The sequence below is a fragment of the Candidatus Omnitrophota bacterium genome (assembly GCA_040755155.1).
Lineage (GTDB): Bacteria > Hinthialibacterota > Hinthialibacteria > Hinthialibacterales > Hinthialibacteraceae > JBFMBP01.
Map to the genome: position 1 here is coordinate 21,622 of JBFMBP010000003.1, position 15,154 is coordinate 36,775.

General features: G+C 50.4%; 8 protein-coding genes. 2 read left to right on the forward strand and 6 right to left on the reverse strand.

Going from position 1 to position 15,154, the window contains the following annotated elements:
* Positions 1–5 precede the first annotated feature (5 nt).
* The 6 genes from AB1656_00615 to AB1656_00640 form a co-directional block, all read right to left on the reverse strand.
* A complete protein-coding gene (locus AB1656_00615) occupies positions 6–671 on the reverse strand; it encodes a hypothetical protein (protein ID MEW6233862.1) in 666 nt (221 codons plus the stop codon).
* A 204-nt stretch (positions 672–875) separates the two neighbouring features.
* Positions 876–1,532: a response regulator transcription factor gene (locus AB1656_00620; protein ID MEW6233863.1), complete on the reverse strand. Its 657-nt coding sequence runs from the start codon at positions 1,530–1,532 to the stop codon at positions 876–878.
* Positions 1,533–1,539: 7 nt separating this feature from the next.
* Entirely contained in the window at positions 1,540–4,509 is a 2,970-nt protein-coding gene (locus tag AB1656_00625; protein ID MEW6233864.1) for a histidine kinase, read from the reverse strand.
* A 68-nt stretch (positions 4,510–4,577) separates the two neighbouring features.
* Positions 4,578–4,820, reverse strand: coding sequence for a type II toxin-antitoxin system RelE/ParE family toxin (locus AB1656_00630; protein ID MEW6233865.1), 243 nt, complete (start codon positions 4,818–4,820; stop codon positions 4,578–4,580).
* Positions 4,821–4,835: 15 nt separating this feature from the next.
* Positions 4,836–5,021 (reverse strand): hypothetical protein, encoded by a 186-nt coding sequence (locus tag AB1656_00635; protein ID MEW6233866.1) that lies wholly within the window; start codon positions 5,019–5,021, stop codon positions 4,836–4,838.
* A gap of 110 nt (positions 5,022–5,131) precedes the next feature.
* A complete protein-coding gene (locus AB1656_00640; GenBank protein MEW6233867.1) occupies positions 5,132–8,089 on the reverse strand; it encodes an FAD-dependent oxidoreductase in 2,958 nt (985 codons plus the stop codon).
* 870 nt (positions 8,090–8,959) lie between these two features.
* On the opposite strand from AB1656_00640, the gene AB1656_00645 reads away from it, so the two are divergent.
* On the forward strand, positions 8,960–11,500 hold the full coding sequence (locus AB1656_00645) for a CotH kinase family protein (protein MEW6233868.1): 2,541 nt from the start codon (positions 8,960–8,962) through the stop codon (positions 11,498–11,500).
* Positions 11,501–11,795: 295 nt separating this feature from the next.
* A complete protein-coding gene (locus AB1656_00650) occupies positions 11,796–14,975 on the forward strand; it encodes a two-component regulator propeller domain-containing protein (protein MEW6233869.1) in 3,180 nt (1,059 codons plus the stop codon).
* The last annotated feature ends 179 nt before the right edge of the window (positions 14,976–15,154 follow it).

Below are 15,154 nucleotides of genomic sequence, written 5' to 3' on the forward strand. Positions count from 1 at the left end.
TCGCGTCACGCGGGCTGCATGACCGTTTTTTCTTTCTCTCGCTTTTCCGCTTCCTCATGGCGCGGCGGGCGAGCGGAGAACAACATATCCAAGCCGTACCATTGCCGGGGATCGAATGTCAGCATGGCGGCCAGAGCGAACATCTCCACCATATTTTTGCTAATCAGGTAGTAATTTCCCTCGCTGCCGAAAGCGGAATTGCCCGCCCATTGCGCATGGGAGAGATCGGAAAAATAGGATTTCCATTCGAGATTTTTCGTTGATGGATTGAAGTCGAACGCCGGATTGGCGGCGACGAACATCAGCAGCAGCGTTATCGCCGTTAGGATGGACGTGCGCGTAAACAATCCCAGCAGTAATCCCAAACCCGACAGAAATAAAAGCCAAGGCATCAGAAAATCGATGGGAATCATGAGCCAATTCGTTTCCGCCGCTTGGCTGAACCATCGATTCAGCAGCGGCGTATCTTCGATCGTCAAGTTCGCCATGAATTGAAACAATGCGGCGAAGGGTCCTTCCGATCCTTTGAGATATCCCGCCGCCGTCCAGGTGGGATTAACCAGCTTGATGCAGCCTTCCCATAGGAAATGCCAGCCGATGGCGATGCGCAGCAGGGTGAGTATAATCGGCTGACCCGATATCCACTTTTCATGGAGCATCAGCGTTTTCATGATATGGCCTCCCTTCCGAGGTAACATCGCGTTGGAAAATGTCTATTGAGAAGGATAGGCAGGATGACAGCGTTTAACTATTGTGAAAATTACCGAATTCGACATTGGGAAAACTACGCAGAGAGGGCGGGAAAAAAAGAGTAGGGTGGGCTCAAAGCGAAGCGTAGCCCACCATAATAATTCCTTACTCCTTCCCGATTTGCTCTAGTATTCCAGCGATGTCAAACCTTTGTTGATGGCGTATTTGGTCAGTTCGGCGATGGTGTGAATATTCAATTTCGCCATGATATTCTGGCGATGGGCGTCGATGGTTCGTTCGCTGACGTTGAGGGCGCTGGAGATTTCTTTCGTGGATTTGCCTTCGGTTAGAAGTTGCAGCACTTCGCGCTCTCTCGGCGTCAGCGCGGATTCGGCGCCGCCGTCGTCCGTATCCGGGCGTTGCAGGTATTGCACTACGGAATCGACAACTTTAGGGCTGAGGTAGGTTTTATTCTCCATCACGGCGCGGATGGCGGCGGCCAGTTCCTGAAAGGCGCAACTTTTAGGAAGATACCCTTTCGCTCCCGCTTTAATCATTTGCGCGACGTATTGGCTGTCGGAATGGACCGAGAGGCCGATGACTTTGGCGTCCGGCGCTTCTTTGGCGATGCGGCGCGCGGCTTCGATGCCGTTCATGTCCGGCATAGTGATATCCATAATCACGACGTTCGGCTTCAGTTTATGAACCAATTGCAAAGCCTCGCGCCCATTGCCGGCTTCGCCGACGACTTTCAATCCCGGCTCCTTTTCCAGCAAGGGACGCAGCCCTTCGCGGATAATAGCGTGGTCGTCGGCTAATAGGATCGTTATATGTAAAGTCATTTTTCCTTCACTCCGGCCTTATCGGCGCTTCGATTATCATTCGCGTTCCTTGGCCTGGGCGGCTTTCCACTGTGAGCTTGCCGCCAATTTGATGCAAGCGCTCGCGGATGCTGAAGAGGCCGAATCCTTCCGATTTCAGGGAGAGGGAAGCGGGATCGAATCCGGCGCCATGATCCGCCGCCTCGATGCGGACGCTTTCGGCGCTGTTGCGGATAATCAGATCGGCCTGGTTCACTCGCGCATGTTTGACGATGTTGGTCAGCAATTCGCGGGCGGCGCGGAAGAGGACGTATTGCAAATCCTCCGGCATGGATTTGAGTTGGGAATCGATGGCGCAATCGATGCGTATCCCATGCTGGCGGCGGATTTGGTCGGCTAATTGTTCGATCGCCGCCTCGAAACCCACTTCGTATAAAATTGGCGGACATAACTCGAACGTCAAGTCGCGGGAATTTTGCAGCGTCTGCTCGATCAGTTCCTTGATGGCGTCAACCTGTTGGGATTGTTCGAGCGCGGCGAGCGATTCCCGCAACGCTTCCAGTTTAATCATGGAAAGCGACAAGGTTTGCCCGATGCTGTCGTGCAAATCCGCCGCCAGGCGCCGCCGCTCGCGTTCCTCCACCAGCGACAATTCTGAAGCCAGCGCCTGCAATTGCTTCTGAAATTGCAGCACCCGGTCGTAAGCCGATCTTAAATCTCTAGCGTCCTTTTTCAATTGCTCGTTGGCTTGGGTGAGAGCCGTCGTCCGCAGCGCCACCAACCGCCCCAGATTGCGATAATGGGAAAAATGAAAATAGAGAGAAATCGTCAGAACGATGGTTCCCGCCATGATGATGCCCAGGAACAGCGGCTCTTTATACCACGGCAATAAAACGATAAATGGATGAACGGCGGGATGGGGATCGATGTTCCAATTGCGATCCATGGCCCGGACTTCGAAGCGATGCTTTCCCGCCGGCAAGCGCGGAATGCGGGCGGCGGTTTCGGAAGCGAACGGCGACCAGGCGCCATCGTCGATGCGGTAGGAGAAAAGCATCCGGTCAGGCGGGGTGTAATTCCATTTGTCCACGCCCTGGAAAGCGAATATTGCGCCGTTGGGAGCGATTTCAGCTGCGTTGATATCCGATGGGATAATCGTTCGCGGCGCGTCGGGATCGGCGTTGGGATGGTAGAGGCTCAAGCCGCTAGTGGTTCCCGCCCAAATGCGATCTTGGCTGTCTTGATAGATTTCGAAAGCCGCCGCGTTGGGCAGACCTTCTTCGTAGGTCATATCGACCCAAGAACCGTCATTATAGCGATGCAATCCCGTTCCCGACGCCGCCCAAAGGCTCCCGTCGCTTTCCGTCATCATCGAACGAACGCTGTCCAATCCCGACCGCAATAAAGTCCAGCGAGCGCCATCGTATTCAAGCAGCGCATCGCGTCCTCCGACCCAAAGGCGATTTTCCCCAACCGGATGGATGCAATAGGCGGCGGTATCGGCAAATCCCTCTTGCGCGGTAAAACGGTGAAACTCGCCGTTCCGATAACGAACCAATCCATTCAATCCCGCCAGCCAGATGGCGCCTTGCCGGTCTTGATAGACGTGGCGCAAATCGGGATCGAGATAGCGATAATCGTTTTGTTCGATTACGGTTTGGAAGGTTTGGCCGTCGAAGGTTTCCAAACGCGCTTTTCCGCTTCCGTAAGAGACAACCCATACGCCCTCGCCTCCGCGCGAGGCGATCAGGACGATGGTAAAATCGTTGGGATGGAGCGCAGGTTGAAAAGATTTCGTTTGGGGATCGAAAAGCAATAAACCGCTTGTGGTTTTCAATAGCAGGCGTCCATCGGCTAAGAAGCAAAGGGCTTCCGTAATCAATTCGTTGGATTCGATGGCGTCAGGAAGCGCATAAAAAGCCCACGTGCTTTCTTGAAGAACCGCCAACTGGCGGGCGAATAAAAACCAAAGATGTCCTTGCCGGTCTTCTTGGATGGCATGGACTACATTATCCATGCCCATCGTTTCCGGCGGCGTTCTCCAGGCGGCGGAAGCGTAGCGCGCCAAACCTTCGCTAGTAGCCAGCCAAAACGTCCCGTTCGGCTCCACGTCCAGATCGATCAGAATGCGCGACAATACCTTATTGCGGTCGACCTTAGTAGTCTGTTTTCCTTCGATCAAGGATAATTGAAAGGAGGGTTCGAATACCCAGAATCGACTTTCATCGCCCCATCCCCGCAGTACGTCTTGTTCGGGGTTTTGATAAACGATTTTCCATTCGCCTTGATGCCAGCGAACCAATACCCGTTTTTGAATCGCGGGAGAATAAGCGGTTCCAAAAATGATTCCTTCGCCGCCCTCTTGCAGATCATTCAAATCCTGCAAGTTCAACGCCGGATCGAAAAGATATTCCTTGCCTTGATAGACAGCGGCTCCATTTCGACCCGCCAGCCATAAATCGCCATTGCGCGCCGCCAAGAGATCGTTGAAAGAATCCAGATGGGAATCGGAAACGGCGAATAAGACTTCCGACTGATGAGTACTAGGATCGAAGCGCATTAAGCGATCCGGCAACAGATAGGCTATGCCGCCATCCGCTATCGGAAAAAACGGCGTCGTTTCCGTTTGGATATCCTCGACGGGATATTCAATCCATTTTCCGTCCGTAAGTTGGTTATGGTAGATATATTTCTTGAATCCATTTTTATAGATCGACCAAATCTCGCCGGACGCGCTTACGTAAACATGCGCGCCGACGCCGGGGCTGGGTATATTCTCTACGCTATAGCCGTCAAGTACGCTCATACGGTCGATATGACCGTGATTGACCCAAACCCGCCCGCTGGGACCAATAAAAACCGAGTTGGAACAGGACTCCCCCAAGCCATCGACAGCCTGCCAAAAACGCCAATGCGGCGGATTCTGCCGCCAATAATCCGCCGCCGCTGAAAGAGCGCAGAATACGCATAAGCATCCCCAAATCGCTCGGCGTTTCATAGCATCTCCCGCCTGATTTTTGTTAGTATAAGTATAGTTAAGATTATAAGGATTTTTAGGATAAGCGATTAATACGCCTCGCGCCGATGGGCGATTTTAACCACGGTTATGAGAAGAATATCGTCAAATATCCTATAAATGATGCGGCAATCGCCAACGTGAATGCGATAGCGGTCTACTTCGGCTTTCAGTTTTTTAACGCCGGATGGCCGTGGATTTTCCGCAAGGGCGTCGATATGCGGTTTGAGGCGGAGTTGTTCATGGAACGGTATTTTCCTGAATTGTTTTTCGGCGGCTGGAGTAAAAACAATGCGGTAGGTCTCGGATTAATCGTTTAGTCCCAAACTGTCTTTGATCTTGCTCCATTCGATAAATCCTCTTTTATTCGCTTCGGCCTCCGAGATGCGGGCATCTTCGATATCTTGCAAATCTTCCGCGGTCAATTCCAATTCTTCCGGATTCTGCGTTTGCATTGGCATCTCTGTTAATCTCGAATGCGTCGAAGGCTTCATTATTCCGTCATCCTAATAAAAAAGAATTATTCGTAGCTGCTCAAATCCACTCTAATTATTTAGTATAGCGTAATATTAAGGATTAAAGAAAGGCGAAATAATCCATCGGATTATTGCTTTGCCCCTTCATTATAAACGCGGATTTCGCACACTTGGGCGCTGTCTTTGGGATCGCCAATGGATGGGGCCTGCAAAACTAAACGAAGTCGATCCGATTGAACGGGAGCAAAAGTAAAAACACATCGTCGTTTCTCATTATCCTTTACGGCGGTGAGAGTCTTCCAACCGTCTTTATCCGCCGCTTCGATGCGAAATTGGGAGCAAGATAACGGAATATTTTGAAACGTTACATGAACGGAATTGAACGTTATCGGTTTTCCAAAGTTCAGTTCGATCCACGGCTCCATTTCGGCAGGATTTGGCCCCCACGAATGAGGCGTTCCATGAACGGCGCGGTTCCAACCGTCGATGACGTTTTCCGGCGCGAGTGCGATTTGGGGAATGTTGAAATCGTCGGCGGGAGGCTGAGGCGCCAAACTGAAAACGTAGCACTCGTCGCGAACGGTCCAGGACGGCCCGCCGTAAGCGCGGCAGGCGCCATCGACAAGCGCTGGAAACAGGCGCCATTGCAACCCTGCTGCTGGCAGGAGAAAAGCGTAATAATAATGCCCTTTTTCCACGGCGCAATCGAATTTGAATGTTACCCAGTCATCGCTTTTGGGTGCGATTATGGCTTCCGCTTTCGCCAAATCGTTCTGGGACGAGAAATCTTTGAATGCATCGGCGGAACGCAGCCAGAGCGTTATTGGGACGGCGGAATCGTTATTCGATATCAGACGCAGCGATATTTGTTCGATCTTATCCGATGGCGCTTTGAACATGACGGCGCGGGGCATATTCAAATCATGGATCAACGGCGTATCCAATTTGGCGGATTGAGCGGGATCGGGAATCGTCTTGACGCTGGAAGCCGTGACGGAGGCTTTCAAGGCCAGATCGCGGGAATCTTCGTTCTTCACGCCCATGATATAGGCGCCGTCTTTCAATAACCGCTGCTGAATCTCGCCGATGGCGTCTTTTCCCGCCTGGCGGGGCGTCATGCTTTTTTCGACGCACAACGCGGCGGCTGTTCCCACGGCTTGCCCCATAAGGCTTGTCGTCCGCATGACGCGCACGCCGCCTAGAGCGACATGGGAAACGGAAATATCGCGTCCCGCCAGGAAGAGGTTGTCGATATTGCGCGAATAAAGGCAACGGTAGGGAATACTGACCTTGCGGTCTCGATAAGCGGAATAATACATGGGGCCGTCGGTCCAAAAACCGTGGGAATGATGAACATCGATGCCCCAGCCGCCATAGGCGACGTTATCGGGATGATCTATGCGGCTTTCGTAATCCCATTGCGTGAGAATATAGTCGCCCAGCAGCCGCCGCGATTCGCGCTTTCCGGCGACGTAATTGATATAGGTCAACTTGCGGTTCTTATTTTTCTCTTTGTGTTCGGGAGAATAATTTTTTACGAAATTCCATAACCCCAGATTGATGCGGAACAGCTCGTCCCGGATTTCTTCGGCGTCCGCAATCGTATTTTTCATGCCGCCATATTCCACCCACCATTCGAAGAATCCGCCGTTGGCGGTGCGGGGATAATACCCCATTCCCTTTGCGAAATTATTAAAATGAGGCAGCGGGATCGGCAGCGGCATGACGGCGACGTCCCCCGCGTTTTTTTCCGGCTGCTTCACGGCGTATTCCGTTCCAAAGAATCCTGGCGCATCGGCGGCGGAGTTATAGGATGCTTCTTGCCAATAATTGCTGGGATATTTGGCTTCATCCAAGTTGAAATGAAATCCATCTTTTTGAAAATCGTCCAGCGATTTCCATTCGTATGCCCATGCAGGATTTTGGAATGAGGAAGGTTCCCCCTCGGCGAATTCAGCGACCATGAGGGTATTGCCCATCGTTTTCTCATCGGCTTCTTCAGGAGCGAGAGATTCCGCGAATTCCGAGCGCGCTTCTTGCCCCTTGCGGAATTGGGCGCCCGCGTAAAAGCCGATCCAGCCGTCGCCAGTGCAATCGATGAATAGTTTTGCGGGAAAAACCATCTGTTGGCCTGTCTTAATGTCGAGGGCGATAACGCTCTTGATGTTCTTTTCATCCTTCATTTGTACGCTGAGGGCGCGGGTTTCGAAGTAAAGATCGATATTCGGCTCGCCTGCGACGACTTTCAGGATGGCGGCGGACCAATCGTGATCGAATCCCCGGTCGGTTTTGCCGTAAAATTCTTCGATGATGCCGGTCTCCATGGGATCGAACGGCTCTTTCGAGTTGTCGCCTCCCGGCGGAACGTCGATTTCGGAAGATGCGTTGCCCCCCAAAACCGGCCGGTCTTGAATAAGCGCCACGGACGCTCCATGCCGCGCGGCGGAGATGGCGGAGGCGCTTCCCGCCAGTCCGCCGCCTACGACGACTATGTCATAGGTTTCTTTTCTGGGAGAAACATCGCCAATAGGTTCAAAATAACGGCGCCGTTGCTGCATAAGAATAGCGGGATCGTCCGAGGGCTTGAAATCCTTGGCGGCGGATAGAACCACGGCGTCGCAACGCCCCCACCAACCGGTGAGATCATGCAGCTTGATGGAGGCATTTCCCTTTTTTAAAGGAATCAGGCCGCCATCTGCCCAACGCCATTCATTACTAACCGCTTTGCCGAAAACCACACTGGATGTTTTTCCGTTGACGAGAATCTGGAACTGTCCTGGACTATGCGGCGGCAGCCAATCCTTGCAGCGCGCCCATAAACGATATTCGCCATCGGAAGGAATATTCGCCGTCGCGGCGGCGTCCTCCACTGGCGCGTCGACGCCATCGGCTAACAAATAGGGCGATCCCATTTCATCGGCGAACTGGGCGTCGATCGACCATCCGCCATACGAGTCCGAGAAGCATTCCGCCTCCAGCCAGACGATAGGTTTGGCGTCCGATTCCGCTTGAGAATGAATCGTAAAGTAAGAATAAGAGAAACATCCGCATAGGAGTGAAATTACCACGAGCCGAATTTTATTCATGGAACCCTCCTCAGCCGGCAATCGGCTATCAACGATAAAGTGGAGAGAAAGATATTACTTTTATCACAAGATAACGTAATTGTAGAGAAGAGATTGCCGATTTTTCAAATCCATTCTTTTTCCAACCGATTCGCATCGATGAATAAGAAAAAAGAAAAAGTTGACATTATCTGCTTCCATGATATTCTAAAATCAATTATTACTAACTTGGGCAAGATAGATTCATCTTGCAATATTCGGAGAATAAAATCTTAAATTATGAGCCTCTTGCAAAATTCCATTATTCCTCTCCCAAGCCTGGGGGAGGTAAGGAGGGGGTTGCCTTAAACCTAATAAAATTACCCCCCCTCTAACTCCCCCCAAACTTGGGGGGAGAATTAAAGCGTAGACTTTATCCATTTTGCAAGAGCCTCTTATTATATGAAGATAAGTATTATAAATCATTTATAATAAGGTGATTATGTAAAAAGGAGAATAACGATGAGAGATTCTATTGGTTTTATCGCCGAGAAGATGTTTTATTTGGTCATCGCCATTGGTTTCTTCTTTTTCTTGTCCATTATTGGCTATAGGCCATAAGTTAAAAACAGTGTATGTTCTTGCAAAATTGATTAAGTTCGCTTTCAAATTCTCCCCCCAAACGGGGGGAGTTGATATGGGTTTATTTTATTGGACTTAAGCCAACCCCTCCTAACCTCCCCTAAGCTTTGAAAAGAATACTCGAATAGTTTTTTGCAACAAATTCCCTCCCATTACGTACTAATTGTTAGAACGGCGTTAGCGCTGGGACGATTTATGGCCCGGCGCATTTTAATTCTTCACAAATTGGAAGCGTTTATCTTTTGTTCTTTCCATAAGGAGAATCTTAGAATGATCCGCAAGTTTCTATTTTTGTTGTTAATCGCGCTTATGGCTGCAACCGATTCATACTCGGATGTCGTCATCAATGAAATCGCCTATAATCCGACGGATATCCAATACGAAGCGGGATCGTTGCGGGAATTCATCGAACTCTACAATCCCGGTCCCAGCGCTGTGGATCTCTCCGGTTATGTTTTTTCCAATGGAATAACTTATGTTTTTCCCGCCGAGACTAAGTTATTAGCCGACTCCTACCTCGTCGTCGTCAGCTCTCCCACGCACAGCTCTTGGAAGGGGAAGAATTATCAAATTCTTGGTCCTTACGAAGGAAGACTCTCCAACTCGGGCGAACGCCTAACCCTTTCCCGGTCCGATGGGACGAGAGTCGACAGTGTTAAATATTCCGATTTTTTTCCCTGGCCGCGCACTCCCGACGGCTACGGCCTGACGTTGGAGCGCATCGCCTGGGATTTGCCTTCCGAGGATTTCCATTCCTGGCGGGCCTCATTGTTCGGCGACGGAACGCCGGGAACGATCAACTCTATCACGGGAACGCTTCCCCGGCCTGTTATTACCGCGTATGAAGTATCGCCCAGGCATCCCACATCGAAGGACGCCGTAACCGTTCGTTTCGGCTTCGACGCCGCCGATACGATCGATTCGGCTACGATCCACTGGGAAATTGCAGAGCAACGATCCACCGGCGGGGGAAATGAACCAGCCTTTTTAGCCATAGGTTACGATATTTGGAGGTATTGGACGGGGCGCCAATTGGAGCCGTCCGAGGGTTTGGAATGGACGCAGACCGATTTTGACGATTCCTCCTGGAAACAAGGACCCGGCGGCCACGGATACAGCATTGGCGATATGGTCGGCACGCGGTTGAGCGACATGAGGAGGCGATACTCGACAGTATATGTCCGTCAGGATTTCAACCTTACGGATCCAACAATTTTGGAAAGCGTTTATCTCTACGTATTTTATACCGGCGGTTATGTCTGCTATATCAATGGCGTGGAAGTCTCGCGCATGAACGCTCCAGACGTTGCGGCGTACGATTCGCTGGCTACAGGCTCCCACGACGTTAACGATCCGGCGGTTTTGGAATTGACCGATACGCAGCGATTTCTCCAGAAAGGCAAGAATGTCATTTCGTTGGTAGGTTTAAATTACAATTTAGACGCCAACAGTTTCGTCATCGCCGCTTTTCTTTTGGAAGGGAGGAAATCGTCCACCGCTGTGGAATCAACTAGTCTGCCAATGACAAAAGCCGCCGGTCTTCTCCAATCGGCCACTTATGAAGCCGTCATTCCTCCCTATCCCTCCCAGACTCTGATTCGTTTCAACGCCGAATTGCTGCTTACGAACGGCCGTTTGCTCAAACTGCCCCATGTCGCCGAACTCCGGCCTTTCGAATCCTATTTCGTCTACGACGGCGAGATCGATTCCAATCTGCCAGTATTATGGCTCTACGAGCCGGTGACTACTGCGTTGCCGGAAATCAGCCGCTCCGTCGGCGGCGCCGTCATTCTTCCTGCGGGAGATAAAGACCCTTTGGTTTTCGACGGCGCTATCGTTACCTCTTCCCGCAACGGTCAAAAGTTGAAATTCTTGAAAGGAGAAGAATTTCGCGGCGACCGCACGTTGAATATCAGTCCCGAAACGACAAATGCTTATACGACCGCTGGTCCCAGTTCTTCCTTCCGCGAATGGATGGGGCATTGGTTCTTCCGGGAAATGGGGGTTCCTTCGCCGCGGGCGGAATGGTTCCGCGTCATTAACGGCAAACAATCCAGCGGCGCGGAACAGACCCAGCAACTTTTAGTTCAGCAAGTCAATGAACGTTTTTTAGAAATGAACGGCTTCAATCCCAACGGCGACCTTTATAAACGCAACTACGTCAGCCCCAATTGGGAAAAGCATACCAATCTAGAAGGCGGCGTAACGAGTATGAATGATTTAGTGAAAAGTATGCGTCCCAGAGATCCGCTGGAATTGCGCGCCGCCATCGAAAATAACCTGGCCGTCGACGAGTTTATGGCGTATACCGTCGCTTCGGTACTTACCAGCAATTGGGACGGCTTCCATAACAACCATTGGATGTATCTTGATCCCGACGCGAAGAAATGGTGGATTTTCCCTTGGGACCTCGATAAAGTGTGGGGATACACCGATTCCAATTCCATGTTCGTGGAAATGCCGCTCAATTTTCCTCTGGACGGACGCGCCGCCCATGCGGCGAGAGAACCTGGCCCCATCACCGGCATCCTGCAAAAAGATGCGCAATTTCGTGAAGAATATATCAAGAATCTGCGCATCGAGATGAGCCGCGCATTCGCCGCCGATAAGCTCTACGCCAAGATCGGCGAAATGCGCAGTTTTTTATTGGAAGATTTGGATAAATTGGAAAAGCAGATCGGCCAAAAGCGGGATGACCGACGAAAGCAGATTACGGATTCCTGCAAAACGATCGAGACCTTCATCGATCTCCGGCGCGCCTTTCTCGACAAAGTCCTTCCCACGCCGGTCGACGATTGGCAGGTTTATTAAGGAGCCCCCTACCGAGGAAAGGCTCTCGGAGATTGCAGGAAGAAAAGACCTGCCGCCCCGCCGTTGAAACGGCGGGTTATTTTCGTTTGCCCCTTTAAAGGGGCATTTTAAAATAGCCTTTCAAAGCTGGGATGATGACTTTTTTTCTCCTTCGGATAAACATAATAAAATAAAAAAACGTTCAACGTAAAATCCGAGATGGCGTGTAGCCATTCCCTCTTTCATCGCTATAATAAAAGCGCCGATCATTGTGCGCTTTATAATCGATTTGAGTGGCTTCCACGGCTGGCGGAATATGAAATTATTCAAGGAAATACATTATATCCTTTCCCTAAAAAACGATTGCGGCGTTAACGCTTATTCTATTCTTTTTTCTTCTATCCTTCTTCTATATCCCTTTTCCAACGCTTTTTCCGACGGTCAGCGTTCACTTCCCGATCCGATGGCTTTCGATCATCTATCTATGGAGGATGGACTATCCGATTATTTAGTTAGCGCGATCGTACAAGACGATCGCGGATTTATGTGGTTTGGAACCGATTATGGACTCAATCGTTTCGACGGTTATCAATTCACGGTTTTTCGTCATGATCCCCAAAAACCAGATTCCTTATCGGACAACGGCGTAGTATGCCTATATAAAGACTCAAACGGCGTCCTATGGATAGGGACGAAAAGAGGACTTAACCGATACAATCCCTTATCCGGCGGATTCATACATTATTTTCACCATCCCAATAAGGAGACGACGCTCAGCGACAATTCGATTACGGTTATCCTTGAAGACAAAAACGGTTATTTATGGATAGGAACCGAATATGGGGGATTAAACCATTTCGACCCCCAAAGCCAATCTTTTACCCATTACGGTTCCGTTTCCTCTCTATCCAGCGCCTCGCGCGAAAATACCGTAACCAGCCTATGCTTCGATTCTTCCGGCGAACTTTGGGCGGGAATGTTGAAAAACAGGGGGGTGAGCCGTTTCGATCCGGAAACGAAAACCTTGGTCCGCGCCGAGTCTCCTCTCGGCATCGATCCCTTCCCGGACATCATCTCCCTTCTTTGCGACCGGAACGGTTTCCTATGGTTTGGAACTTGGGGTTTTGGATTATTCCGCTTCGATCCCAAAACGGGGACGTATGAGCATTATCTTTCCAATCCGGAAAATTTAATAAAAGCGGAAGGCGCCGGAGCCATTGTTACATCACTTTATGAGGACGATGCGGGACATCTATGGATTGGAACATTTCAACAAGGAATTAGAATCTATCATCCCGAAACCGGCGATTTCCAAGTCATTACAAGCAATCCCGGCGCGAAGGGGAGCCTGAGCAGCAATTCGATTAAAACAATTTACATCGACTCGGCGGGAGCGTTTTGGATTGGAACCGTCGATGCGGGACTCTGCCGTTACGATCCCAATCAACAACGGTTCGAACTGATTCAGCATAATCCTCAAAACGCCAATAGTTTAAGCGAGAATCGCGTTTATGCCCTTTGCCCCGATCCTTACGGCAAGATTTGGGTAGGAACCAACGGCGGCGGACTTGATCGATTCGATCCGGATACGCATTCATTTAAAAATTATCGTTACGATCCCAACGCATCCGATAGCCTTGGCAATGACATTGTGATTTCGATTTTATGGGATCGAAATGGATTTCTCTGGGCAGGCAACTGGAAAGGATTTCTCAACCGTTTCGATCCCCAGACGGGAAAATTTTACCGCTTTCCGGAGGATCGAGGTTGTAAAGATGGCATTCATGTAGGTTTTTTCCGCGCCTTTTGCGAGGATTATACGGGTCAGATTTGGATCGGGACGGAAGGCGACGGCGTTTGCGTTTATGATCCTAAAACGGATTCCTTTCGCAACTATGCGCCTAATCCCACTGATCCCTATAGTTTAAGCGGCGTTTTCGTACGTCGTATATTCGAAGACAGCCGTCGCAACCTTTGGATTGGCACAGACGCCGATGGATTGAATCGATACGACAGGGAACAAGATCGTTTCATTGTTTATAAAAACGATCCGCAAAATCCCGCTTCGCTTTGCAACAATCAAGTCATGTCGATAATGGAAGACCGCAATGGAGACCTATGGATCGGGACTATGGGAGGTTTAAATCGACTGCCGTCGGGCAGTATGGAGGATTTCGAGCGGTATACGACGGATGACGGCCTGCCTGACAACCGGATTAAAGGAATTCTGGAAGACGAGTTCGGACATCTCTGGATCAGCACCAATTACGGCATCTCTCGCTTCGATCCAGCTCTTGACGATTTTCGAAATTTCGACATGAACGACGGTCTTCAAGGCTTGTCCTTTACGCCATCGACTTGCTGCAAAGGAAAAGACGGTTCGCTTTATTTCGGCGGATATAATGGATTCAACCGCATTCGCCCCGGCCAAATCAAAGATAATCCCTACATTCCCCCTATCGTCATCACATCATGCAAAGTAAAAGAGGAATCCTATCCTTTAGAAAAAAAGCTGCAGGAAGATGGCCAATTGCGCTTGAGATACAATCAAAATTTCATCGCCTTCGAATTCGCCGCTTTGAACTTCACGCGCTCCAGCCAGAACCAATACGCTTACCGGATGCATGGCATCGAAGAGGACTGGATTTTTTGCGGGACGAAACGAATCGCCCGCTATACCACGCTTGCCCCCGGCGATTACGTTTTCCAGGTTAAAGGCTCCAATAACGACGGCGTTTGGAACAATGACGGCGTTTCGATTCCCATTCGCATATCTCCCCCCTTTTGGGCTACTATGGTTTTCCGGGGATGGGTGCTCGCCGCGATTTTACTCTCGCTGGCCTTTTGGCATAATCTGCGCATTCTTTCCGTGGAAAAGCAACGGCGGGAATTGCAGACGGAAGTGGAAAAACGCACCGCCCAACTCCTCCAGCAAAGTTTGGAATTGGAAAAAGCCAACGAAGAACTCGAACGCCTTTCCTTCCTGGACGGATTGACGGGCATTGCCAACCGTCGGCGCTTCGAAGAGCATTACGAAAGGGAGTGGAGACGTTCTATGCGGGAATATATTCCCATTTCCTTAATAATGGCCGACATCGATTTCTTTAAGGAATACAACGACGCTTTCGGACACCAGGCCGGGGACGATTGCTTAAGGAAAATTGCAGGCGCGATTCAACGCATCGTGAAGCGTCCCGGCGATCTGGCCGCCCGTTATGGCGGCGAGGAATTTATCATCGTTCTCGTGAACACCGACGCCCAAAGCGCCGGATTCGTCGCCGAAGCCATGCGGCGCGAAGCGGAAACTCTTCGCATCGAACAAAAGTATACTGAGACGGGAAGTTTCCTGACCATTAGCCTGGGTGCGGCTTCCGTAATTCCCGGCGTCGATTCCTCTCCCGCCGATCTTATCGAGGAAGCGGACCGAGCGCTGTACCAAGCCAAGAAAGAAGGACGGAACCGCATCATTGTTTCGGATTTGATCCAGCGAAAATAAAACAAACGAGCCTCTTGCAAAACTATATTATTCCTCCCCCAAGCTTGGAGGAGGTTAGGAGGGGGTTGAGATAACTCTAATAAAATCAACCCCCCTCTAACTCCCCCCAAATTTGGGGGGAGAATTGAAAAGAAAATTATACTATTTTTGCAAGAACCTCAATCGAAAATAATTCCAAT